Raw genomic sequence first — 19,977 nt, 5'->3', positions numbered from 1 at the left:
TGACATGGACGAGCCCAGGGTGGACGTCTGGACGGTGCCGCTGGACGCGCCGTCGGCCACGGTGGCGGCGCTGTCCCGGGGTCTGTCGGGGCGGGAGGCCGAGCATGCCGGCCGCTGTCGTTTCGCGGCCGACCGCAGGCGTTTCGTCGTCGCGCATGGCGCGTTGCGGCGGATTCTGTCCGGCTACCTCGACGTCCCTCCCGAGGAACTGCGCCTGGAGCGGGGACGTCATGGCAAACCACGGCTCGCGGACAGTCCCGGTCTGCGGTTCAACCTTTCCCATTCCGGTGAGCTCGCTCTGGTGGCGGTGACCCGGCACGCCGAGGTCGGGGTCGATGTGGATCGGCTGCGGCCGGGCCTGTCGGTCGAGCCGTTCGCCGAGCGCTTCTTCCCCGCGTCCGACGCCCGTTTCGTGGCGGCGGCCGCGGGCCCCACGGAACGCGCCGAGCGCTTCCTGCGGCTGTGGACCCGCAAGGAGGCAGTGGTCAAGGCCGCCGGCGCGCGCCTCACTCAGGGCCTGAGCCTGCCGGTGTGCCCCGACACAGACACAGACGCCGACGTCGTCCGCGATCCGTCCGGGCAGATCCGCGGCGTCTGGTCGGTGCGCGACCTGCCGGTGCCGGACGGCTATCTGGCGGCGCTGGCCGTCGCGGGGGCGGCGGCTCCCAGGATCTCGGTCAGGCATGCCCATCCGGGGAGCACGTGGGTGCGACCACTCAAGGGTGGCGTCAATTCAGCCCGGGAGAGGTGAGGTAGGCCTCCCAGCGGCCCTCGGGGCACAGGTCGGCTGCGAGTGTGAGCACCCGGCGCGGCTGCGGGCGTAGGCCGACGATCCTCAGAAGACCGCCGCGGTCGGTGACGGACCGGTCGATCGTGAGGACGAGATGGAGGAGAGCCGAGTCCACGAAGCCGACGTCGGCGAGGTCGAGGGTGAGTTGACGTACGGAAGGCGGCAGTTGGGTCGCCGCGCTCTCGATGGCGGACCGCGCACGGTCGTCGATGTCGTTGTCCACGGTCAGCGTGGCGGCGTGACCGCCGGGACTCAGGGAGATGTGAGTGCCCATTCTGCGGGCCCCTTTTCCGTGGGGGTTGGTGGCCGGTGAGCGGCCGCTGGGCTCCCTCCACCGTGTCACGTGGCGCCCCACACGTCGAACGGCCCGTGCGGGCGCGGTGCATGACGTGCGCGTTCAGGGGTAATCGCGCATCCGCGGCGGGCATTGCGACCCGCAGGCGAGAAGGTCATCAGCCCTGGCCGTTGTACACGCTGTTGTTGGAGGTAAATGTGTCCGTTGCCCAGAACCCCCTGTCCGTCGAGGTCGGCCTGCTCCGTGAGGATGTGGCCCTGATCACGGTGCAGGGCTATTTGGACGTCGACACCGCGACCGAGTTCCAGCACCATCTGGCCAACCAACTGCACCACGGCCGACGGCACTTCCTGCTCGATCTCTCGCAGGTGCCGTTCATGGACTCGTCCGGCATGAACATCATCCTCCGCGTCTACCAGGAGGCCCGAGAGCTGCCCGGCAGCGTCCACATCATCTCGCCCCCGCCCGCGGTACGACGGATTCTGGATCTGACCGGTGTCAGCATCACGGTTCCGGTGTCGGGGAGCGTCGAGGAGGCGCTCACCCTCGTCGACCAGCCGCACTCGTGACAACAGTTGCCGTTTGAAAACTATGAAGCCAAGGCAAGAGAGTGAGCTCGCACGCGCGGGAGGGGTCGGGGATGAAGTGGCGTCAGGCGCTACGGGCGGCGGACTCGCCGTCCTCGTGGATCTGTGCAGCCGCGGCGGCGCAGAACGCCTCAAGTCCCTTCAGCAGCGCGGATCGCTGGGAAGTCGGCATCTGCTCGAGCACGGACTGCACGGCGCTCTCCCGACGAGCGCGCAGGTCGGTGAGGAAGGCCCGTCCGCGTCGGCTCAGGTACAGCTCCAGCTCCCGCCGGCTCGCGATGGCGGCCCTGCGCTCCACGAACCCCACGGCCTGCAGCCGGTCGCACAGCCGGCTGGTCGACGGAGGCGTGGAGCCCAGCGCGTCGGCGAGCGTGCGCAGGTTGATGCCTTCGTTGTGTTCCAGGACGAACAGAACCCGCAGCTGCGAGGCGGAGACCGGCGCCGTCGAGGCCCGGCCCCACAGAACTTCGAGCAGTTCGGCCGCCTCGGAGGTCACGCGCGCGACCTCCTGGGGCCGCGGGCGAGGGTGCGAGATCGTCACCCCGACACCTTCTCAGTCTTACCCCGCCCTGTCAGCCCGCCCCGGCGCACGATGCGCGACAGCGGGCATGGTTCGGAAGGAACGGGCGCAGCCGTCGTCACGGTGCAGACGCGGCGGCGCGCCCTCGCACGGAATGACATGACCGACAACGTGAACAGATTCGTGGCCGCCGAGCGCGCCCTGCGCTCCGCGGCTCCGCACCAGCTGCCGACGACCGTCCGCGACGTGTTGTGCGGGCAGTACGGCGCCGAGAGCGTGGACCTGCTCCTGGTCGACTACGGGTCGACCGTGCTGCAGCCCGTGTCCGCGACGGCAGGTCCGTCGCGGACACTGCCGGTGCACGGCAGTGCGGCCGGTCGCTCCTTCGGGGCGCAGGAGCCGTTCGTGTCCCAGGGCGAGGGTGGGCGGACGCACGTGCACCTCCCCGTCACCGTGCGCGGCGACCGGCTGGGGGTGCTGTCGGTCATGCTGCCGCCCGGCACGCGGCCCGACGACGAACTGGCCGAACTGGCCGCGGTGGCCCAGGTCCTGGGGCACGAGGTGGTGGTGGCAGAACGCGACACCGACCTCTATCAGCGGGCCCGGCGCAAGGAGCGGCTCACGCTCGCCGCGGAGATGCAGTGGCAGCTGCTCCCGGCCCGGTCCTGCGCGGGACCGCAGTACGCGCTCGGCGCCCAACTGGAGCCCGCCTACGCGATCTTCGGCGACAACTTCGACTGGTCGGTGTCGGCCGACCGTCTCCTGCTCTACGTCACCAACGGCATGGGTGAGGGGATCGAGGCGTCCCTGCTGACCAACCTCGGGATCAACGCCTTGCGCAACGCACGGCGGGCGGGCATCCCCATCGCGGACCAGGCGGCCCTCGCCGACCAGGCCGTCTACGCCCAGTACCGGGGCGAGGCGTATCTGTCCGTCCTGCTCGTGGATCTCGAACTGGGCACCGGGCGCGTACAGATCGTCGACGCCGGCTCGCCCCGGATGCTGCGCATGCGGGACGGGACCGTGACCTCCGTCGACCTCGAGGCACAGCTTCCGCTCGGCATGTTCGAGGAAACCGACTACGTGGCGCAGGACTACCAGTTGCACCCGGGCGACCGTCTCCTGTTCGTCAGCGACGGGGTGCACATGGTCCCTGCGCCGGGTGGCGAACCGTACGGCGATCACGCTCTCGCGCGGGCCATCACGGCCACGCGGCTGTTGCCGGCCGCCGACGTACCGGCCGCGGTGCTGCGGGAACTGAGGGGGCATCGCGGCCGCCCGGAGCCGGACGACGACGCGTTGGTGGTCTGTCTCGACTGGTTCGGCAGGCAGCCGACGCCCTAGCGGGCCGGCCGACCCCGGACACCTGTCACGGAACAGAATCGTTACAGTTGTCGTTCGGCAACAGTTTGCGTCACCTGCGGCCGGACTTCGGCCACCGCGGGTCACGCGAGCGCACTACTCGGATGAGGTGAGAGCAGGTGCCGGAGCACGAAGCGGCAGTACGGCGAGGTTCGTCGGCGCAGGTGGTCGGGGACTTCCTGTACCGCCATCGCGAACGGATCGCCCAGCGCTGGGCCGACGAGCCGCTGTTCCGCAGCGTGTTCACCCTCTCGCGGGACGAGGCTGTGGAGGCGGCCCGGACAGTGATCGAGGCGTTGGCCCAAGTCGCCGAATCGGACCGGGTGTACGACACGGATGCCACCGGATTCGCGGTCGTGCGCGAGCAGTTGGCCCGCATGGCCGCCGCGCGTTCCCGCGCCGGGATCACCATGGCCCAGGTGTCGGCAGAGGTGGACGCCCTGCGCCCGCCCGTCGCCGACTTCCTCGTCGAGGAGTTTCCGGAGACAGCCGCCGAGCAGGTACGCGAGTGCACGACCGCGCTCACCGTGCTGATGGGGACACTGCGGCTGGTTGTGCTGGACACGGCGCTGTCCGAGGGACAGGCACTCATCGAGCGGCAACAGCTCCAGCTGCTCAAGGTGGCCACCCCCGTGATCAAGCTGTGGGACGGCGTCGTGGGCGTACCGCTGATCGGCACGCTGGACAGCGCGCGCAGCCAGGTCGTCATGGAGACGCTGCTGGAGGCCATCGTCGACCAGCACGCCCGCTTCGCGATCCTCGACATCACCGGCGTCCCCACCGTGGACTCGTTCGTGGCCCAGCACCTGATGAAGACGGTGGCGGCGGCCCGGCTGATGGGCGCTGTACGCCACCGCCGTCATCGCCCGCTTCCACCCCGACGAGCCCACCCTGACCTGGGCGGCCGCAGGTCACCCGCCGCCGGTGCTGCGGACTCCCGACGGCCAGGTCCACACGCTGGACGCCAAGCCCGGCGCGATGCTGGGCATCCCACTGAACCAGCAGATCGAAGACCACACCGTCCACCTCCCGCCCGGCTCGACCCTGGCCCTCTACACCGACGGCCTCGTCGAACGCCGCGCTCAGGGAATCGATCCGGGCATCGCCCGCCTCGCGGACGCACTCGCGGCGTTCGGACCCGCGGAACTGGAGGACCTGGACGGCTCGGCGGACCGCGTTCTGGACCCGCTCCTGGGCGACTCCGAACGCGACGACGACGTATGCCTGCTGCTGTGCCATGTCGCGCAGCACGCCATCGTCTGACAGTCATGCCGGTCGCCCCGTCTGATGCTCCTGCTGGTGAGCGAGGATCTCAGCGCAGTCGGCGTACGCGCAGTACCAGGTCGTCGGTGTGGTGCGCGCCGGCGCCGCCGTCGGGCGCTACGCGCGGCCGTTGCTCGTCCACCTCGATTTCCCAGTCGTCGTCAAGGAGATCGGCGACCATCGAGGGCCAGACATAGTCGGCCGGGTCGAAGCCGCCGTCGTCAGCGTGCTGGGTGTCCATCCCCGCGTGGTGCACGAGCAGCAGTACGCCGCCGGGTGCGACGGCGGCGAGCAGTGCCCGCTCGGCGGCGGCGTCAGGGGTGCGCAGCAGTGCCGGGTACTGCGCGGAGACCAGATCGAAGGAGGCCGGCGGGAGCGCTGCCTCGGTGAGTGTGGCGTGGACCCAGTGAATGGCGACGCCGGCGTCCCGGGCGTGCCCGGCCGCCCGCTCCAGTGCCACGCCGGAGACCTCGAGCGCGGTCACGTCCCATCCGCCGCGGGCGAGCCAGACGGCGTCCGCGCCTTCGCCGCAGCCGATGTCGAGCACGCGCCCGGGAGTGAGGCCGGCGACCTCGGCCACGAGCGCACCGTTGGGCCGGCCGCTCCACAGCTGTTGTCGGTCGGCGTAACGGTGGTCCCACTCTGCCCGCACGGCGGGGTCTCCGAGGTATCCGTCGGTGTGTGGTCCTGCTGCGATGTTGTCGGTCACGAGCCCACGGTCTCGGACCGCGCCCATGGCTGCCACTCTTGTTGCCGGTCCGGCAAAACGACGTTCATGAACCTGATCCCGGGCGGACGATCATCGGTGTCGGGCCCTGTGTGCCTTCCGCCTGCGTGAACGCGTGGCTCCGTTCCACTTTGGCCACATGCAGGCTGTAGCTCTGGTACCACTCGGCGCGCCCGCGCTTTTGCGCCGCGCGGTGCTCGGAGTTGGTTCGCCACTGGGTGAGGGCGTCGGCGTCGCGGAAGTATCCGACGGTGATGGACAGCCCGCCAGGGGTATGGGCCTGGTCCATCCCCAGGTATCCCGGGACTTCCTTGACCAGGTCTTCCATGCGTGCGGCGGTGTCGCTGTAGCCGCTCATGTCCTGGGTTCGCACCGTAGTGAAGACAGCCACGTAGTAGGGGGGTTCGAAGGCCTGGACGGGCGTGACAGGTGCCTCGGAGTCATGGCTCATGTCGTCACTGTAGGGCTGGGGCGCGTCCAAAGATCCGGTGTCTGTCCTGAACGGGTGCGGCAGCTGACAGCCGCTCAGGGGATCGCAGTGAGGGAGGAATTGGAGGGGCGAAGGTCACAGAAGCATATCGGGCATTTAGTGCTTCGATCTTCACGGAAGGCTCACAAGTTGGCTAAGTTGGTTACTGTCTGCACGACTCCCTCCGCTAGGTGGTCTCGTGCACTCTCGTACGGAAGGAGTGCCGTTTCCATGGCGCCGGAACGAACCTCGCCCCCCGAAGTGACCCCCTTCTCGGGCAGGGACAACTCCCTTGCTCCAAGGGAGGGCGAGGGGCCGAGCCGCGACGAGGTCCGGCGCAAGATCGACAGCCTCTACGACCGGGCCGAGAGCGACACAGGCACCTTCAACGCGACCCGCGCCGCCGCGATCCCGCGCCAGCGGGGTGCGGGCGGCCGCGACCGGTCCGAGGACGACATGCAGCCCGCGGTCGGAGCCCTTGCCCGGCAGTGGTTCGACGCCGCACGCGCCAAGCTGGGCCCGACCGTGCCGGTATCGCAGCCGGAGAGAAGGATGCCCGCCCGTCCCGACCGCGCGCCCCAGCAGGCACGACCCGCACGCCCGACGGAACGTCCCGCGCAACCCCTCGCCCTCGAAGCGCCCAAGGCGCCCACGGGCGCTGTACGGGAGTTGACCGGCGGATCAGCTCAGGCACCGACCGCAGGACTCCTTCCGGAGCTGCCCGCCCAACCCGTCGAGCCGGCCGCGGCAAGCGAGCCGAGGGTGGACGAGAGCGCCTGGCACACCGGAGCGCAGCCGGTCCTCGGCGGCGACGGGGCGGCGTGGCCGCTGTACCAGCCGGCCTCGGCGACCGCCCCGGAGCCCACCGCGACATGGCCAATCGCCCCAGACCCCACTGTGGGTACCTACCAGGCGGAGCTTCCCGCGCTCGGAGCGGAGACGTACGGTGCCGGTCCCGCGACCGACGCGACCGCAACGTATGCCATGGCTCTGCCGGCCGATCCCACCGCTGCCTACACCGCCGGCCCACCGGCCGACGTGACCACCGCGACCTATGGCGCCGGCCTGCCGACCGCCCCTGCGTTCGCCTTGGCGGCCCCTGCCCCGGCAGCGCCCATCGAGACGGCCGCCGCACCCGCCTACGCCTACGCCGCACCGCCAGTGGCCGCCGCCCCGACGGCACCGGTCACCTACACGGCACCCGAAGCTCCCTCCACCCCCCTCGCGTCCGCTGCCTACGGCGGATCCTGGCTGTCGGCGGACCCGGGCCACAGCACCCAGGCCGAACGAGTGATCGCCTTCGCTCGCGCGCAGATCGGTCGGCCCTGTGTATGGGGCGCGGTCGGGCCGGGATCGTACGACGCGCCCGGTCTCACCCAGGCCGCGTGGAAGGCCGCGGGCGTCACGCTGCCCCGGACCGTCCAAGCACAGTCGGGAATGGGGGTGCAGATCTCTCTCGCCGACGTCCGGGTCGGAGACCTGGTCTTCTTCCACGACGATCTCAGCCACGTGGGCATCTGGAGCGGGGACGGCATGATGGTTCACGCCCCGGGCCCGGGAGCGACCATCCGTGAGGAGTCGGTGTTCTTCGCCGGCCAGTCCGCGATCAAGGGCGCGGTCCGCCCGGCCTGACGCCCCGTTCCTGTCGGCTGATATCGGTCGTTCGAGTCGTCCTGAGCGGCCACCGCCCAGGCGGTAGGTCGCCGCGGCTTCCGTACCGAACACCATCGGCCCCGTCAGATCGCCGGTGAGCAGGGCGTCCTCACGGCACGTCAGGTCCCGGTCCGTGTATGTGTCCGCCGACTCGGCGAACCGGGCGAGTTGAGTGGGTGAAGCTTGGGCCTGTGATCGCAGCGCGGGGCATGGATGAGGCTCGCGGCCGTACCCGGCCGAGTCGACGGACACGACGCGCTGGAGGCGAGCCATGAATCAAACAGACGATCAAGCCAACCACACGACTCACCAGGTCCCGGTCCTCATTGTCGGCGGTTCCCTCGTCGGCCTGTCGACCTCGCTGTTCCTGGGCCGGTTGGGGGTACGGCACACGCTGGTGGAGCGCCATGCCGGCACTTCCATTCACCCTCGTGGGCGCGGCAACAACGTCCGAACGATGGAGCTGTTCCGGGCGGCCGGCATCGAGCCGGGGATCCGGGAGGCCGCCGCCACACTGGACGACAACCACGGGATCCTGCAGACGCCCACTCTGGTCGGCGAAGCGGGCGAGTGGCTCTTCAAGGAGATCGACGCGGGTGGCGCGCTGGCCCGCTTCAGCCCCAGCTCGTGGTGTCTGTGCAGTCAGAACGACCTGGAGCCGGTGCTGTTCGAGCACGCCGAGCGGCTCGGCGGTGATCTGCGGTACGGGACCGAACTGCTGTCGTTCGACAGTGACCCCTCCGGCGTCACCGCGGTGGTCAAGAGCCGGGAGACGGGCGAGCACACCACCATCCGCGCGGACTACCTCGTCGCGGCGGACGGCCCCCGCAGCCCCGTTCGCGAGCAACTCGGCATCGCCCAGAGCGGTCCTGGTGACCTGTTCAGCAACGTCAGCATCACCTTCCGGTCCCGCCGACTCGCCGATGTCGTGGGCGACCGCCGCTTCATCGTCTGCTATCTGACGGACCCGGAGGCCGACGGCGCGCTGCTGCCCGTGGACAACCAGGAGAACTGGGTCTTCCACGCTCCCTGGCACCCGGAACGCGGCGAGACCCTGGAGGAGTTCACCGACGAGCGGTGTGCCGAGCACATCCGGCGCGCGGTCGGAGTGGCCGATCTCGACGTGCAGGTCACCGGCAAGGCTCCGTGGAACGCCGCCCAGCGGGTCGCCCGCAGCTACCGGACCGGACGGGTCTTCCTGGCCGGTGACTCGGCCCACGAGATGTCCCCCACCGGGGCCTTCGGCTCCAACACCGGCATCCAGGACGCGCACAACCTCGCGTGGAAGCTGGCCGCGGTGCTCGGCGGATGGGCGGGGGAGGGGCTGCTGGACACCTACGACGCCGAGCGGCGCCCGGTGGCCGAGGCGACCAGTGCCCGCGCCGCCGCACGCTCGGTCGAGCACAGCCACCCCGGGTTCGCCCCGCCGCCCGGCATGGGCGGTGGCGGCGGTGGAGGTGGCCCGCAGCGCGGCATCCTCAACGTGGTCCTGGGCTACCGCTATCCGCAGGGCGCCGTCGTCGGCACCGACCCCGCGGCTCCGGTCGTACCGGAACGCTTCGATCTGTCCGGTGAACCCGGCAGCAGGGCTCCCCACTTGGCGGTACGTCACCGAGGTGAGCGGATCTCCACGTTGGATCTCTACGAACGGTCGTTCGTGCTGCTCAGCGACGCGGATGACCCGAGTGGCTGGCACGAGGCCGCCATTCGGCTCGCCGAAGACATGTCCGTCCCACTGAGTTCGTACCGGGTGGGCAGCGCTTCCGATGCCGAGCTGACGCCCGAGGGCGACACGGACTGGTCGGCCGTCCATGGAACGGCGCGCGGCGGCGCCGTACTTGTCCGGCCCGACGGGTTCGTGGCCTGGCGGTCCGCAGGGCCGGACCCGGACGCCGAGTCGGCACTGCGCCATGTCCTGACCACGCTGCTGGCAGCGGTCTGACCTCGGAAGACACGGCCGGCCGACCCCTCGACGGGGTCGGCCGGCCGTGTCACGCGGTCGTGACTTCGTTCCGCCGGGATCTGTGCGGGTTCACCCGTGTGATCGTCCTGAGTTGTGACGGGAGGTCAGCTGACTGACGGTGGATCACGTCGAGGGCGGGTCACATCAGCTGACGAAGTGCCAGCTGTCCGTCCCCCGACGGAGGGAACGTCAGATGCACTCTGCTCGCATGCTCCTGGCCACCGCGGCGGCTTCGACCGTCCTCGTCCTCGGCGCTCCCGGCGCCTATGCGGCCGGGAACGACTGGGAGGACCACACGGACTCCTCCTACAGCAAGGACCACGACAAGGAGCACGACAAGGAGCACGGCAAGGAGCACGGCAAGGACAGCAGCCAGGACTCGCCGCGCGGTGGCATGCACACCGGTGGTGGGGCCCTGACCGCGGTGAACGCGGACGGCTCGGACACCGCGAAGGACCCCAAGTTCGACCCGGAGACCTACAAGGACAAGGAGCAGGGCAAGGACTCCGGTAGCGGGAAGCAGGACGAGGACTCCTGGAACAAGGAGGACGGCGGCGACTCCTGGAGCAAGGAGGACGGCGGCGACTCCTGGAGCAAGGAGGAGAAGCCCAGCGGCGGAATGCACACCGGAGGCGGCGCGTTGGCCTCGCCTGCCGTGACCGCGGGTGGGCTGGCCGTCCTGGCGGTGCTCGGAACCGGTCTGTACTCGGTGCGCCGCAAGAAGACCGCCGGAAGCGTGGCCTGACCCATGCCGGATGCGATAGCCGCTGTGGCCGCCACGCCCGTGCAGCGTGGCGGCCCCGCCGGCTTTCCCCGTGCTCCGTCCCTCGTCCGATTTGCTGCCGTGCCCTGGTGAGGTGGTGTCCGATGGCAGTTCCCCCGTCCCCCGCAGACAACCCTTCCCGTACCAAGGTGATGGTGATCGGCGCCGTGGCCGCCCTGGTGCTGGCCATCAGCCTGCTCGGCGGCAATGACACCGCGTCCGACACCGCGTCGTCCGACGCCCCCCGCCCGTCGCGGCCCGCTCACACCGCCGCGGCGGCTCCGCCGGCCGCACAGCCCGCGGCGAAGCATCTGCCGCGATCGAGGCCCGTACGCCTGCTCATTCCGAAGATCTCCGTCGACGCCCCTTTCATGGAACTCGCCATCGGCCGCACAGGACAGCTCGAGCCGCCCCCGGCCGCCGACACCAACCTCGTCGGCTGGCACGCCAAGGGAGCGTCCCCCGGAGAGGCGGGCACGTCGATCATCGCCGGGCACGTCGACACGGCGACGTCGGCGGCCGTCTTCGCGGACCTCGGCGAACTGGAGAAGGGGGACGTCTTCCACGTCAGACGAGCCGACGGGCGCAAAGCGTCCTTCGTGGTCGACAGCGTGGAGACGTTCGACAAGGAGAACTTCCCCAGCCGGCGCGTGTACGCCGACACGGCCCAGGCACAGGTCCGGCTCATCACCTGTGCGGGTGACTACGACCGCACGGTCAGGGACTACACGGACAACCTGGTGGTCTTCGCTCACCTCGTCTGAGTCGGCCCTGCCTTCCCTGGCGGTCGGTCACCCGGGCAGTGGCATACGAGTCGCGCGCCTGTGGGAGCGGGATCAGGATCGAGGAGATCGAGGCACGTCGGCGTCTCATCGACGTGGCTGAGATCCGTCCGCTTCTGCCCTCGCGAAGGAGATGTGCGCAGAATGACCACCACGTCCGAACGTGTTCCGGAAACTCTCATGCGACAGGCGGCGCAACGCGTCTCCCAGTCAGTGTTCGACGGCTCCCCGCTTCGCGTAGTCCTGCTGGTGGACGTCTACGACGGTGCCCAGCAGCAGTTCCTGGAGGCGTACGAGCAGCTGTGCAACCAAGTCGCGTCCGTCCCCGGGCATGTCAGCGACCAGCTGTGCCAGTCCATCGAGAATCCCTCCCAATGGCTCATCACGAGTGAGTGGGAAAGCGCCCCGCCCTTCCTCACCTGGGTGAACAGCGAGGAACACGTGCGGATGGTGGAGCCACTGCACAGCTGCGTCCGCGACACCAGGTCGCTTCGCTTCCACATCGTCCGCGAGACCGGCGGTCCGGCGGCGGAGACCGAGCCCGGCACGCGTCGCCTCCAGGTGGCACCGAGGATCGGCGACGGGCTGATCCGCCACGCGCTCACCTTCACGGTCAAGCCCGGCAGCGAGAAGAAGGTGGCCAAGATCCTGGCCGGGTACACGTCACCGGAGCCGCGGGTCGACGACACCACCCAACTGTGCCGCACCTCCCTGTTCATGCACGGCAACCGGGTGGTCCGGGCCATCGAGGTGCGGGGCGACCTGCTCGCCGCGCTGCGCCACGTCGCCAGGCAGCCCGAGGTGCGGGCCGTCGAGGAGGCCATCAACCCCTATCTGGAGCAGGACAGGGACCTCGACGACCCCGAGTCCGCCCGGGTCTTCTTCACCCGGGCGGCGCTGCCCGCCGTACACCATGTGACGGCAGGCCAGGAGAGTCCGGACGCGGTGCGGCACGCGCTGTACTACCCGGCCCGTGAGGGTTGCGGCATGCGGCTGGCCGAGTTGCTCGCCCGCCAGGACGAGGCCGCGGCGGACGATCCGCACGGCCCGGTGCTGCGCAGCACGATCTTCCAGCGCGACGACGTCGTTGTACGGCTGGTCGACGTGCGCGGCGGCCTCGACACCGACCCGAGTCCCGTGTTCGGTCTCACGGATCGCACCCAGGCGGCCGAGCTGACGGAACTCCTGGACGGCGGAGCCCTCGGAGCGGACGCTCCGGCGCTGAAGGACGGCGCCCCCGCTCGCCTCCTCACGGTCTCGCGCATGGAACTCGTCACCGACCGTCGCGCGCCCGACGCCTGACTGCCGGCACCTGGGCCGTGACGGCCACGCCCCCTGTCGATGCTGCACATGTTCGGAGGAACGTCGTGAACAACCGCCATCCCGGAATCGTGGATGTCAGCGAGGTCGAGCCCAACACTCGGCGCGGTGGCGACCTGCGTGCCCTGCTCACCCCCACCACCGTCGGCTCGACCAGCGGCTTCATGGGCGTGGCCATCATCCAGCCCGGCGACCGCATCGCCGAGCACTACCACCCGTACTCCGAGGAGTTCATCTACGTCCTGTGCGGGCAACTGGAGGTGGACCTGGACGGTGAGCCTCACCCGCTGCAGCCCGAGCAGGGGCTCCTGATCCCCACTCACATGCGCCACCGCTTCCGCAACGTCGGCAAGGTGGAGGCCCGCATGGTCTTCCACCTCGGCCCGCTCGCCCCGAGCCCGCCGCTCGGCCATGTCGACACCGAGGACGCCGACGGCGTACCGATCGTGGTGGAGGCGGCCCACGGGGGTGCGGGACGGACGGCCGAGCGATCTCAGGTCCGTTCATGACGAGGCGCGTGGCGGTCACTGGCCTGGGCATCGTCGCTCCGGACGGCATCGGCATACCGGCGTTCTGGGATCTCCTGTCCAACGGGCGTACGGCGACACGGGGCATCACGTTCTTCGACCCGTCCGGGCTGCGTTCGCGGATCGCCGCCGAGTGCGACTTCGACCCGGTGGCCCACGGGCTGGACGCGGAGCAGATCGCACGGTGCGACCGGTACATCCAGTTCGCCCTGGTCGCCGGGGAGGAGGCCGTACGGGACTCCGGCCTCGACCTCGCGGCGGAGAACCCGTGGCGCGTCGGGGTCTCCCTGGGCACCGCGGTCGGCGGCACCACCCGGCTGGAGAACGACTACGTACTGGTCAGCGAGCGCGGCAAGCGCTGGGACGTGGACCACCGGGAGTCCCGCCCGCATCTGCACCGGGCGTTCTCGCCCAGCACACTCGCCTCGGCGGTGGCGGAGCGGTTCGAGGCACGCGGGCCGGTGCAGACCGTCTCCACCGGCTGCACCTCGGGACTCGACGCGGTCGGGTACGCCTTCCACGCGATCGAGGAGGGCAGGGCCGACGTGTGCATCACCGGCGCCTCGGACTCGCCGATCTCACCGATCACCATGGCCTGCTTCGACGCGATCAAGGCCACCTCTCCGAACAACGACGACCCGGCCCACGCCTCACGGCCCTTCGACGCCGACCGCAACGGGTTCGTCATGGGGGAGGGCGGCGCGGTACTCGTCCTGGAGGAGCTGGAACACGCGCTGGCCCGCGGCGCGCACGTGTACTGCGAGATCAGCGGCTACGCCACCTTCGGCAACGCCTACCACATGACCGGTCTGACCACCGACGGCCTGGAGATGGCCCGGGCCATCGAGGACGCCCTCGACCAGGCCCGGCTCGACGCCACGGCGATCGACTACGTCAACGCGCACGGATCGGGCACCCAGCAGAACGACCGGCACGAGACGGCCGCGGTCAAACGCGTCCTGGGCGCGCACGCCTATGACACGCCCATGAGCTCCATCAAGTCCATGGTGGGCCATTCGCTCGGCGCGATCGGCGCGATCGAGGTCGTGGCCTGTGCGCTGGCCCTGACCCACCAGGTTGTCCCGCCCACCGCGAACTACGAGACCCCGGACCCCGAGTGCGACCTGGACTACGTCCCGCGCGTCGCCCGCGAGCGAAGACTGAACAGTGTGCTCTCCGTGGGCAGCGGGTTCGGCGGCTTCCAGTCCGCGGTGATCATGAACCTGCCGAGGGAGAAGACACGATGAGCGAACCGCATCCTCGGCGCGCGGCCATCACCGGAATCGGACTGGTCGCGCCCAACGGAACCAGCACCGAGACCTTCTGGAAGTCGACCAGGGAGGGCATCAGCGTCCTGGACCGGATCACCCGGGAAGGATGCGGGCACCTGCCGCTACGAGTGGCCGGTGAGGTCCGGGACTTCGATCCGCCGACCGTGGTCGAGGAGCGCTACCTCGTCCAGACCGACCGGTTCACACACTTCGCGATGGCCGCGGCCGACCAGGCGCTCGACGACGCCGGCCTCGACCGGACCGAGACGGACGCCGCGCCGTTCTCCGTGGGCGTGGTCACCGCGGCCGGTTCCGGTGGCGGCGAGTTCGGGCAGCGGGAGCTGCAGCAGCTGTGGGACAAGGGCAGTCGCTTCGTCGGGCCGTACCAGTCCATCGCCTGGTTCTACGCCGCGAGCACCGGCCAGATCTCCATCCGCCGCGGCTTCAAGGGCCCTTGCGGTGTGGTCGCCGCCGACGAGGCCGGCGGCCTCGACGCCCTGGCGCATGCGGCGCGGGCCGTGCGGCGCGGCACCGACGTGATGGTGGCCGGTGCGACCGAGGCGCCACTGGCTCCCTACTCGATGGTCTGCCAGCTCGGCTACGAGGAGCTGAGCGCCGTCGACGACCCGGAGCGCGCCTACCGCCCGTTCACCGCCTCGGCCTGCGGATTCGTGCCCGCCGAGGGCGGCGCCATGCTCGTCGTGGAAGCCGAGACCTCGGCCCGTCGACGGGGTGCGCCCGTGCGGGCCACCCTGGCGGGCTACGCGGCGACGTTCACCGGCGCCTCCCGCTGGGAGCAGTCCCGGGAAGGGCTGGCCCAGGCCATCCGGGGCGCCCTGGACGAGGCCGGCTGCGCCCCCGAGGAGATCGACGTGGTCTTCGCCGATGCCCTCGGCGTACCGGAGGCGGACCGGGCCGAGGCACTGGCGATCGCGGACGCCCTGGGCGCGCACGGCAGTCGCGTCCCCGTCACGGCGCCGAAGACGGCCATCGGCCGGAGCTACTCGGCGGCGCCCGTTCTGGACGTCGCCGCGGCGGTGCTCGCGCTGGAACACGGTCTGATTCCGCCCACCCCCAACGTCTTCGACATCTGCCACGAACTCGACCTCGTGACCTCCCGTGCCCGCGCCGCCGAACTGCGCACGGCGCTGGTCCTCAGCCGAGGACTCATGGGGTCGAACTCGGCGCTCGTGCTACGGCTCGGCGCCGGCGACGCCTCGTGACGAGGCATCGCGAGCATCCATCACACAGCACCCGACACGAAGCAGGGAGAGAAACCGCATGAGTGACCGAATCACCGTGGAGGAGCTCGCCGAGCTCATGAAGAAGTCCGCCGGAGTCACCGTCTCCCCGGAGGAACTCCAGCAGCGGTACGACACCGGCTTCGACGCCTTCGGCATCGACTCCCTCGCGCTGCTCGGCATCGTGGGCGAGCTGGAGAACCGGTACGGCACACCCATGCCTCCCGACGCCGAGAAGAGCAAGAACCCCCGGCAGTTCCTCGATCTCGTCAACAGCGCGCTTCTGGCGGGTGCCTGACATGGCCGGGCACACGCAGAACGAGGTCACCATCGCCGCGCCGCTCGACCTGGTCTGGGACCTGACCAACGACGTGGCGAACTGGCCGCAGCTGTTCAGCGAGTACGCCTCCGCCGAGATCCTCTCCCAGGAGGGGAACAGGACCACCTTCCGGCTGACCATGCACCCCGACGACAACGGCAAGGTGTGGAGCTGGGTCTCGGAGCGCGAGCCGGACCGAGACACGCTCAGCGTGCGGGCCCGCCGCGTGGAGACCGGACCCTTCGCCTACATGAACATCGTGTGGGAGTACGAAGAGGTACGCGAAGGCACCCGCATGGTGTGGACCCAGGACTTCGCGATGAAGCCGGACGCACCGGTCGACGACGACTGGATGACGGACAACATCAACCGCAACTCCAAGGTCCAGATGGCCCTGATCCGGGACCGCATCGAGCAGGCCGCGACGGAACGCCGGCCCGCGCCGATGCTCTCCGACTGACCGGGACGGAGGACAGGACGATGCACCAAACCCTGATCGTCGCCCGCATGGCACCGGAGTCGGCCCTCGACATCGCCAAGGTGTTCGATGAGTCGGACCGGGGGGAACTGCCGCACCTCGTGGGAGTCGCCCGGCGCAGCCTCTTCCAGTTCGACGACGTGTACCTGCACCTCATCGAGTCGGAGCGGGACCCCGGGCCCGCCATCGCGAAGGCGGCCGGTCGCCCCGAGTTCCGGGACATCAGTGAACGGCTGTCGGCGTACGTCACCGCGTACGACCCGGCGACCTGGCGTTCACCGAAGGACGCGATGGCGCGCTGCTTCTACACCTGGGAGCGCGACGCCGCCTCCTGAACCACCCGCACGAACCGCCGGTCGCCGGGCACGCAATCCTCGCGTGCCCGGCGACCGGCGGTTCGTGCGGGAGCTGCCCAGGGGACGTGGTCACCCGGGGACGGTGCAGTCGAACGCGTGCAGATAGGGATTGACCGGGCTGACGTCGTCGATGACCAGGCCCGCCTCCGTCAGCCTGCCCGCCATGCTGGCGGTGGTGTGCTTGGCGCCGCCCACGTTGAGGAGCAGCAGCAGGTCCATGGCGGTGCTGAACCGCATGGAGGGCGTGTCGTCGACGAGGTTCTCGATGACCACGACCCGCGATCCGGGACCGCCCGCCTCGATGACGTTGCGCAGCGTGCGGGTCGTGCTGTCGTCGTCCCACTCCAGGATGTTCTTGATGACGTAGACATCGGCCCGGACCGGGACGGCCGTACGGCAGTCACCGGGCACGAGGCGCATCCGGTCCGCGAGTGCGCCTCCCGCCCGCAGCCGTGGGTCGGCGTTGTCCACCACGCGCGGCAGGTCGAGCAGAGTGCCGTGGAGCGAGGGGTACTTCTCCAGCAGACTCGCCACCACATGCCCCTGGCCACCGCCGATGTCGGCGACCGACGTGGCCCCCGACAGATCGAGGAACTGGGCGACGTCCCGCGCGGACTGCACGCTGGAGGTCGTCATGGCACGGTTGAAGACGTCGGCCGATTCGGGGGCGTCCTCGTTGAGGTAGGGGAAGAACTCCTTGCCGTACAGATCCTCTACGACGTTACGGCCGGAGCGCACCGCCTCGTCCAGCCTCGGCCACGCGTCCCAGGTCCACGGCTCGGTGCACCACAGCGCGATGTCGCGCAGGCTGTGCGGATCGTCCTCGCGCAGCAGCCGGGACATGTCGGTGTGTGTGAACGTCCCGTCCGGCCGCTCGGCGAAGATGCCGTAGCAGGACAGGGCGCGCAGCAGCCGTCGTAGGGGCTTGGGTTCGGTCTTCACCGCGGCCGCGAGGTCCTCCACGGCCAGCGGGCTGTCACCGAGGGCGTCGGCGACCCGCAGCCGAGTGGCCGCGCGGAGGGCGGCCGCACACGCCGCACCGAACACGAGCTCCCTGAGCCGCATGGACGGCGGCGGTGCGGCCTGTGCGGGCTGGGTGGCCGGTGACGTCTTGGTGGTCTGCGCAGTCGTCATGTGCCGCCTTTCTTCTTCGAGTTCATGAGCGACTCCACGGCCGTCAGCACAGTCCCGCGGGCTTGGACGCCCGGCAGGAGTTGCCCTGGAAGGTGTTGCCCTCGCCGGTGTCGGTGTTGACGAGGTCCGCCGGGGCGTTGTCCTTCAGCACGTTGTCGGTGATCCGGTTCCGCTCGCTGGTGGCGCCCACGAAGCTCTTGAACAGGACGATGCCGCCCGACAGCGAGGAAGGGCCGGCGTTGCCCGTGACCCGGTTCCTCGTCACCAGCGTGTCCTCGGCTCCGGTCAGCACGATGCCGGAGCCCTGCAGAGCCTCGAGCCGCGCGGTCTTCGGGCAGGACTTGTTGTTCCGCGCGACGCGGTTGTCGCGCACGGTCAGGGCGCCGGCCCTCGGCGCGTTCTCGTCGCCCACGACGAAGACGCCCGCGCAGTTGCCGATGACTTGGTTGTGCGCGACGGTGAGGTTTCGCAGCCGCCGGACGGTGAGGCCGACTCGATTGCCTTCCAGGAGGTTGCGTTCGACCACCGTTCCTTCGGTGTCCGCGGCGCCCTCGTCGGACCCGACCGTGTTCGCGAGGAACAGGCCGGCGTCGCCGTTGTTCCGGGCGGTGTTCTTGCGGAACACACTGCGGACCGAACGTTCCTGAGCGATGCCCCAGACCCCGTTCTTCACCGCGGTCACGTTCTGCACGGTCAGTCCGTCGGTTCCCACCGAGAACACTCCGGCCTTGGCGAAGCCCGTCACGGTCAGGGAGGCGACGGTGACGCCCTTGACGTTCTTGTCCTTCTTCCCGCCCACGCAGATGCCGTTGCCGCCCTCGCCACAGCTGTCGGCAGCCTTGGTCGTGGCCGGCTTGAGGACGGTGCTGCGGCCCATGCCGCGCAGGGTGAGGTCGGGCGTAGTCACCTTGACGCTCTGGCGGTAGGTGCCGGGGGTCAGGAGGACGGTGTCTCCTGGATCGGCGGCGTCCACCGCCGTCTGGATCGACTCCCCCGGAAAGACCACGTGGGTCATCTGGTGGTCTGCAGCAGCGGGAGGAGCGGCAGCGAGCCCCACCCCGGTGATCGCTGTCGCGCACGCCAGGTAGGCGATATGAAGTTTCATCATATTCTGCACGCTATGACCCAATAGTCCGCGAATGGTCTCGATAGCCCATCCGGCGGCGTGTCATGGCGCCTTCCTCGGTTGCCGACGCCAGGTTCCTGGTGCGGCGCGGCAGAGCAGACTGCGAGCATGACCAAGAACTGGCAGTCCAGCACTGGCACTTCGTACGCGGCCGTGCTCGTCGACGTCGATGGCGTACTGCGCCACTGGCCCGCTCACGACGGGATCGAGCACCGTCACGGACTGCCTTCCGGTGCCCTTGCCGCCGCGGCTTTCGCGCCTGCTCGCGTCCACCCGGCCGTAACTGGGGCGCTCACGGATGAACAATGGCGGTCCGCCGTGGCCGTCGACCTTGCCAGGACCTGCGGATCCCGGGACCGTGCCCGCGCCGCCGTGGCTGCCTGGTCGGCACTTGTCCCGACAGTGGACCGCGAACTGGTCGCCCTGCTCAGCCAGGTCCGGACCGTCGCCTCGGTGGCCCTGGTCTCCAACGGAACCACCCGACTGGAGGAGGACCTCGCCCGCCAGGGACTGGATGCCGTGGCGGACACGGTGGTGAACACCGCCCGCATCGGCGTGGCGAAGCCGGATCCCCGGGTCTACCGGATCGCTGCCGAACGCGTCGGGGCCCCGGCCGGCCGATGCCTGTTCATCGACGACACAGCCATCAACGTCACGGCCGCCCGGGACGCAGGAATGGCTGCCCTCCACTACCGCCGACTCGACGAACTGCGCACGGTGCTCGCACCACTGCTCGGACAGGTGCAAGCCATGCGGTCAGAGCATCACCGTCAGTAGGCTCAGGTCGGTGGAAAATCAGCGCCTGCGGCCGCCTCGTGCGGGCCATCCGGTGCCGATACCCGCGAGATGCAGGGCCAGGGCGGTGAGCCCGAGCAGCATCACGTTGGTTGAGCTGAAAGCGTCGTTGGTGGAGATCTCGGCCGCGTTGATCAGGAAAGCGACGAAGAACAGGATTGCGGAAATGATGGCCAGCAAGGTGACCGTCCCTTCGTCGGGGGCTCGTCGTCTACTTGCCGTCCGGGTGCCCCCAA

General features: G+C 69.9%; 22 protein-coding genes and 2 pseudogenes. 17 read left to right on the top strand and 7 right to left on the bottom strand.

The window, feature by feature from the left end:
- Positions 1–4 precede the first annotated feature (4 nt).
- Positions 5–751, top strand: coding sequence for a 4'-phosphopantetheinyl transferase family protein (locus OHU89_RS04385; RefSeq protein ID WP_405639965.1), 747 nt, complete (start codon positions 5–7; stop codon positions 749–751).
- Here OHU89_RS04385 and OHU89_RS04380 read toward each other — a convergent pair.
- The gene (locus tag OHU89_RS04380; RefSeq protein WP_405639963.1) at positions 729–1,064 is read right to left on the bottom strand and encodes an STAS domain-containing protein; all 336 of its coding nucleotides are present in this window, start codon (positions 1,062–1,064) and stop codon (positions 729–731) included. The genes OHU89_RS04385 and OHU89_RS04380 overlap by 23 nt on opposite strands.
- 218 nt (positions 1,065–1,282) lie before the next feature.
- Between OHU89_RS04380 and OHU89_RS04375 the strand changes: the two genes are divergently transcribed.
- Positions 1,283–1,654, top strand: a complete 372-nt coding sequence (locus tag OHU89_RS04375; protein ID WP_405639961.1) for an STAS domain-containing protein — start codon at positions 1,283–1,285, stop codon at positions 1,652–1,654.
- Positions 1,655–1,736: 82 nt separating this feature from the next.
- Here OHU89_RS04375 and OHU89_RS04370 read toward each other — a convergent pair whose 3' ends face one another.
- Positions 1,737–2,168: a MarR family winged helix-turn-helix transcriptional regulator gene (locus OHU89_RS04370; RefSeq protein WP_405639959.1), complete on the bottom strand. Its 432-nt coding sequence runs from the start codon at positions 2,166–2,168 to the stop codon at positions 1,737–1,739.
- A gap of 183 nt (positions 2,169–2,351) precedes the next feature.
- Here OHU89_RS04370 and OHU89_RS04365 point away from each other — a divergent pair, with 183 nt between their 5' ends.
- The 3 genes and pseudogenes from OHU89_RS04365 to OHU89_RS04355 form a co-directional block, all read left to right on the top strand.
- Entirely contained in the window at positions 2,352–3,536 is a 1,185-nt protein-coding gene (locus OHU89_RS04365; RefSeq protein WP_405639957.1) for a PP2C family protein-serine/threonine phosphatase, read from the top strand.
- A 137-nt stretch (positions 3,537–3,673) separates the two neighbouring features.
- Positions 3,674–4,399, top strand: a pseudogene (locus OHU89_RS04360) (STAS domain-containing protein); the annotation flags it as partial.
- Positions 4,398–4,817: pseudogene (locus tag OHU89_RS04355) on the top strand (PP2C family protein-serine/threonine phosphatase); the annotation flags it as partial. The pseudogenes OHU89_RS04360 and OHU89_RS04355, both read left to right, overlap by 2 nt.
- 49 nt (positions 4,818–4,866) lie before the next feature.
- Here the strand turns inward: OHU89_RS04355 and OHU89_RS04350 are convergent.
- Together OHU89_RS04350 and OHU89_RS04345 are read right to left on the bottom strand one after the other, a co-directional pair.
- Positions 4,867–5,526, bottom strand: a complete 660-nt coding sequence (locus OHU89_RS04350; RefSeq protein WP_405639955.1) for a class I SAM-dependent methyltransferase — start codon at positions 5,524–5,526, stop codon at positions 4,867–4,869.
- A gap of 64 nt (positions 5,527–5,590) precedes the next feature.
- Positions 5,591–5,995, bottom strand: a complete 405-nt coding sequence (locus OHU89_RS04345) for an antibiotic biosynthesis monooxygenase family protein (RefSeq protein WP_405639954.1) — start codon at positions 5,993–5,995, stop codon at positions 5,591–5,593.
- Positions 5,996–6,244: 249 nt separating this feature from the next.
- On the opposite strand from OHU89_RS04345, the gene OHU89_RS04340 reads away from it, so the two are divergent.
- From OHU89_RS04340 to OHU89_RS04290, 11 genes are all read left to right on the top strand, one after another.
- Positions 6,245–7,645 carry an NlpC/P60 family protein gene (locus OHU89_RS04340; protein ID WP_405639953.1) on the top strand — a complete coding sequence of 467 codons (1,401 nt, stop codon included), beginning with the start codon at positions 6,245–6,247 and terminating at the stop codon, positions 7,643–7,645.
- Positions 7,646–7,937: 292 nt separating this feature from the next.
- Positions 7,938–9,608 carry an FAD-dependent oxidoreductase gene (locus OHU89_RS04335; protein WP_405639951.1) on the top strand — a complete coding sequence of 557 codons (1,671 nt, stop codon included), beginning with the start codon at positions 7,938–7,940 and terminating at the stop codon, positions 9,606–9,608.
- A 214-nt stretch (positions 9,609–9,822) separates the two neighbouring features.
- The gene (locus OHU89_RS04330) at positions 9,823–10,374 is read left to right on the top strand and encodes a hypothetical protein (RefSeq protein WP_405639949.1); all 552 of its coding nucleotides are present in this window, start codon (positions 9,823–9,825) and stop codon (positions 10,372–10,374) included.
- Between the two features lie 122 nt (positions 10,375–10,496).
- Complete coding sequence (locus OHU89_RS04325) at positions 10,497–11,156, top strand: class F sortase (RefSeq protein ID WP_405639947.1); 660 nt, start codon at positions 10,497–10,499, stop codon at positions 11,154–11,156.
- 162 nt (positions 11,157–11,318) lie between these two features.
- Positions 11,319–12,476, top strand: coding sequence for a SchA/CurD-like domain-containing protein (locus OHU89_RS04320; RefSeq protein WP_266897509.1), 1,158 nt, complete (start codon positions 11,319–11,321; stop codon positions 12,474–12,476).
- Positions 12,477–12,541: 65 nt separating this feature from the next.
- Positions 12,542–13,003, top strand: a complete 462-nt coding sequence (locus OHU89_RS04315) for a cupin domain-containing protein (RefSeq protein WP_266897511.1) — start codon at positions 12,542–12,544, stop codon at positions 13,001–13,003.
- Positions 13,000–14,268, top strand: a complete 1,269-nt coding sequence (locus OHU89_RS04310) for a beta-ketoacyl-[acyl-carrier-protein] synthase family protein (RefSeq protein ID WP_405639945.1) — start codon at positions 13,000–13,002, stop codon at positions 14,266–14,268. Before OHU89_RS04315 ends, OHU89_RS04310 begins: the two co-directional genes overlap by 4 nt.
- A complete protein-coding gene (locus tag OHU89_RS04305) occupies positions 14,265–15,515 on the top strand; it encodes a ketosynthase chain-length factor (RefSeq protein ID WP_405639943.1) in 1,251 nt (416 codons plus the stop codon). The genes OHU89_RS04310 and OHU89_RS04305 overlap by 4 nt, the downstream gene beginning before the upstream one ends.
- A gap of 58 nt (positions 15,516–15,573) precedes the next feature.
- Positions 15,574–15,831: an acyl carrier protein gene (locus OHU89_RS04300; protein ID WP_405639941.1), complete on the top strand. Its 258-nt coding sequence runs from the start codon at positions 15,574–15,576 to the stop codon at positions 15,829–15,831.
- 1 nt (position 15,832) lies between these two features.
- A complete protein-coding gene (locus OHU89_RS04295; protein WP_405639939.1) occupies positions 15,833–16,312 on the top strand; it encodes an SRPBCC family protein in 480 nt (159 codons plus the stop codon).
- 20 nt (positions 16,313–16,332) lie between these two features.
- Positions 16,333–16,665 (top strand): TcmI family type II polyketide cyclase, encoded by a 333-nt coding sequence (locus OHU89_RS04290; protein ID WP_327714910.1) that lies wholly within the window; start codon positions 16,333–16,335, stop codon positions 16,663–16,665.
- Between the two features lie 90 nt (positions 16,666–16,755).
- Here OHU89_RS04290 and OHU89_RS04285 read toward each other — a convergent pair whose 3' ends face one another.
- Together OHU89_RS04285 and OHU89_RS04280 are read right to left on the bottom strand one after the other, a co-directional pair.
- Positions 16,756–17,820 carry a methyltransferase gene (locus OHU89_RS04285; RefSeq protein WP_405639937.1) on the bottom strand — a complete coding sequence of 355 codons (1,065 nt, stop codon included), beginning with the start codon at positions 17,818–17,820 and terminating at the stop codon, positions 16,756–16,758.
- A 43-nt stretch (positions 17,821–17,863) separates the two neighbouring features.
- On the bottom strand, positions 17,864–18,928 hold the full coding sequence (locus tag OHU89_RS04280; protein ID WP_405639935.1) for a nitrous oxide reductase family maturation protein NosD: 1,065 nt from the start codon (positions 18,926–18,928) through the stop codon (positions 17,864–17,866).
- Positions 18,929–19,054: 126 nt separating this feature from the next.
- Between OHU89_RS04280 and OHU89_RS04275 the strand changes: the two genes are divergently transcribed.
- Positions 19,055–19,723, top strand: a complete 669-nt coding sequence (locus tag OHU89_RS04275; RefSeq protein WP_405639934.1) for an HAD-IA family hydrolase — start codon at positions 19,055–19,057, stop codon at positions 19,721–19,723.
- An 18-nt stretch (positions 19,724–19,741) separates the two neighbouring features.
- Here OHU89_RS04275 and OHU89_RS04270 read toward each other — a convergent pair whose 3' ends face one another.
- A complete protein-coding gene (locus tag OHU89_RS04270; protein ID WP_405639932.1) occupies positions 19,742–19,921 on the bottom strand; it encodes a hypothetical protein in 180 nt (59 codons plus the stop codon).
- Between the last annotated feature and the right edge of the window lie 56 nt (positions 19,922–19,977).

It is taken from the genome of Streptomyces sp. NBC_00019, from assembly GCF_045041015.1.
Classification (GTDB): domain Bacteria; phylum Actinomycetota; class Actinomycetes; order Streptomycetales; family Streptomycetaceae; genus Streptomyces.
This window is presented reverse-complemented; position numbering and strand designations above follow the sequence as displayed.

Bases quoted from the DNA above. Each gene is read 5' to 3' on its own strand.
- OHU89_RS04380 (WP_405639963.1), bottom strand. From the start codon at position 1,064: ATGGGCACTCACATCTCCCTGAGTCCCGGCGGTCACGCCGCCACGCTG.
- OHU89_RS04325 (WP_405639947.1), top strand. From the start codon at position 10,497: ATGGCAGTTCCCCCGTCCCCCGCAGACAACCCTTCCCGTACCAAGGTG.
- OHU89_RS04305 (WP_405639943.1), top strand. From the start codon at position 14,265: ATGAGCGAACCGCATCCTCGGCGCGCGGCCATCACCGGAATCGGACTG.
- OHU89_RS04290 (WP_327714910.1), top strand. From the start codon at position 16,333: ATGCACCAAACCCTGATCGTCGCCCGCATGGCACCGGAGTCGGCCCTC.
- OHU89_RS04385 (WP_405639965.1), top strand. From the start codon at position 5: ATGGACGAGCCCAGGGTGGACGTCTGGACGGTGCCGCTGGACGCGCCG.
- OHU89_RS04295 (WP_405639939.1), top strand. From the start codon at position 15,833: ATGGCCGGGCACACGCAGAACGAGGTCACCATCGCCGCGCCGCTCGAC.
- OHU89_RS04300 (WP_405639941.1), top strand. From the start codon at position 15,574: ATGAGTGACCGAATCACCGTGGAGGAGCTCGCCGAGCTCATGAAGAAG.
- OHU89_RS04275 (WP_405639934.1), top strand. From the start codon at position 19,055: ATGACCAAGAACTGGCAGTCCAGCACTGGCACTTCGTACGCGGCCGTG.
- OHU89_RS04320 (WP_266897509.1), top strand. From the start codon at position 11,319: ATGACCACCACGTCCGAACGTGTTCCGGAAACTCTCATGCGACAGGCG.
- OHU89_RS04345 (WP_405639954.1), bottom strand. From the start codon at position 5,995: ATGAGCCATGACTCCGAGGCACCTGTCACGCCCGTCCAGGCCTTCGAA.
- OHU89_RS04280 (WP_405639935.1), bottom strand. From the start codon at position 18,928: ATGATGAAACTTCATATCGCCTACCTGGCGTGCGCGACAGCGATCACC.
- OHU89_RS04285 (WP_405639937.1), bottom strand. From the start codon at position 17,820: ATGACGACTGCGCAGACCACCAAGACGTCACCGGCCACCCAGCCCGCA.
- OHU89_RS04365 (WP_405639957.1), top strand. From the start codon at position 2,352: ATGACCGACAACGTGAACAGATTCGTGGCCGCCGAGCGCGCCCTGCGC.
- OHU89_RS04335 (WP_405639951.1), top strand. From the start codon at position 7,938: ATGAATCAAACAGACGATCAAGCCAACCACACGACTCACCAGGTCCCG.
- OHU89_RS04330 (WP_405639949.1), top strand. From the start codon at position 9,823: ATGCACTCTGCTCGCATGCTCCTGGCCACCGCGGCGGCTTCGACCGTC.
- OHU89_RS04340 (WP_405639953.1), top strand. From the start codon at position 6,245: ATGGCGCCGGAACGAACCTCGCCCCCCGAAGTGACCCCCTTCTCGGGC.
- OHU89_RS04310 (WP_405639945.1), top strand. From the start codon at position 13,000: ATGACGAGGCGCGTGGCGGTCACTGGCCTGGGCATCGTCGCTCCGGAC.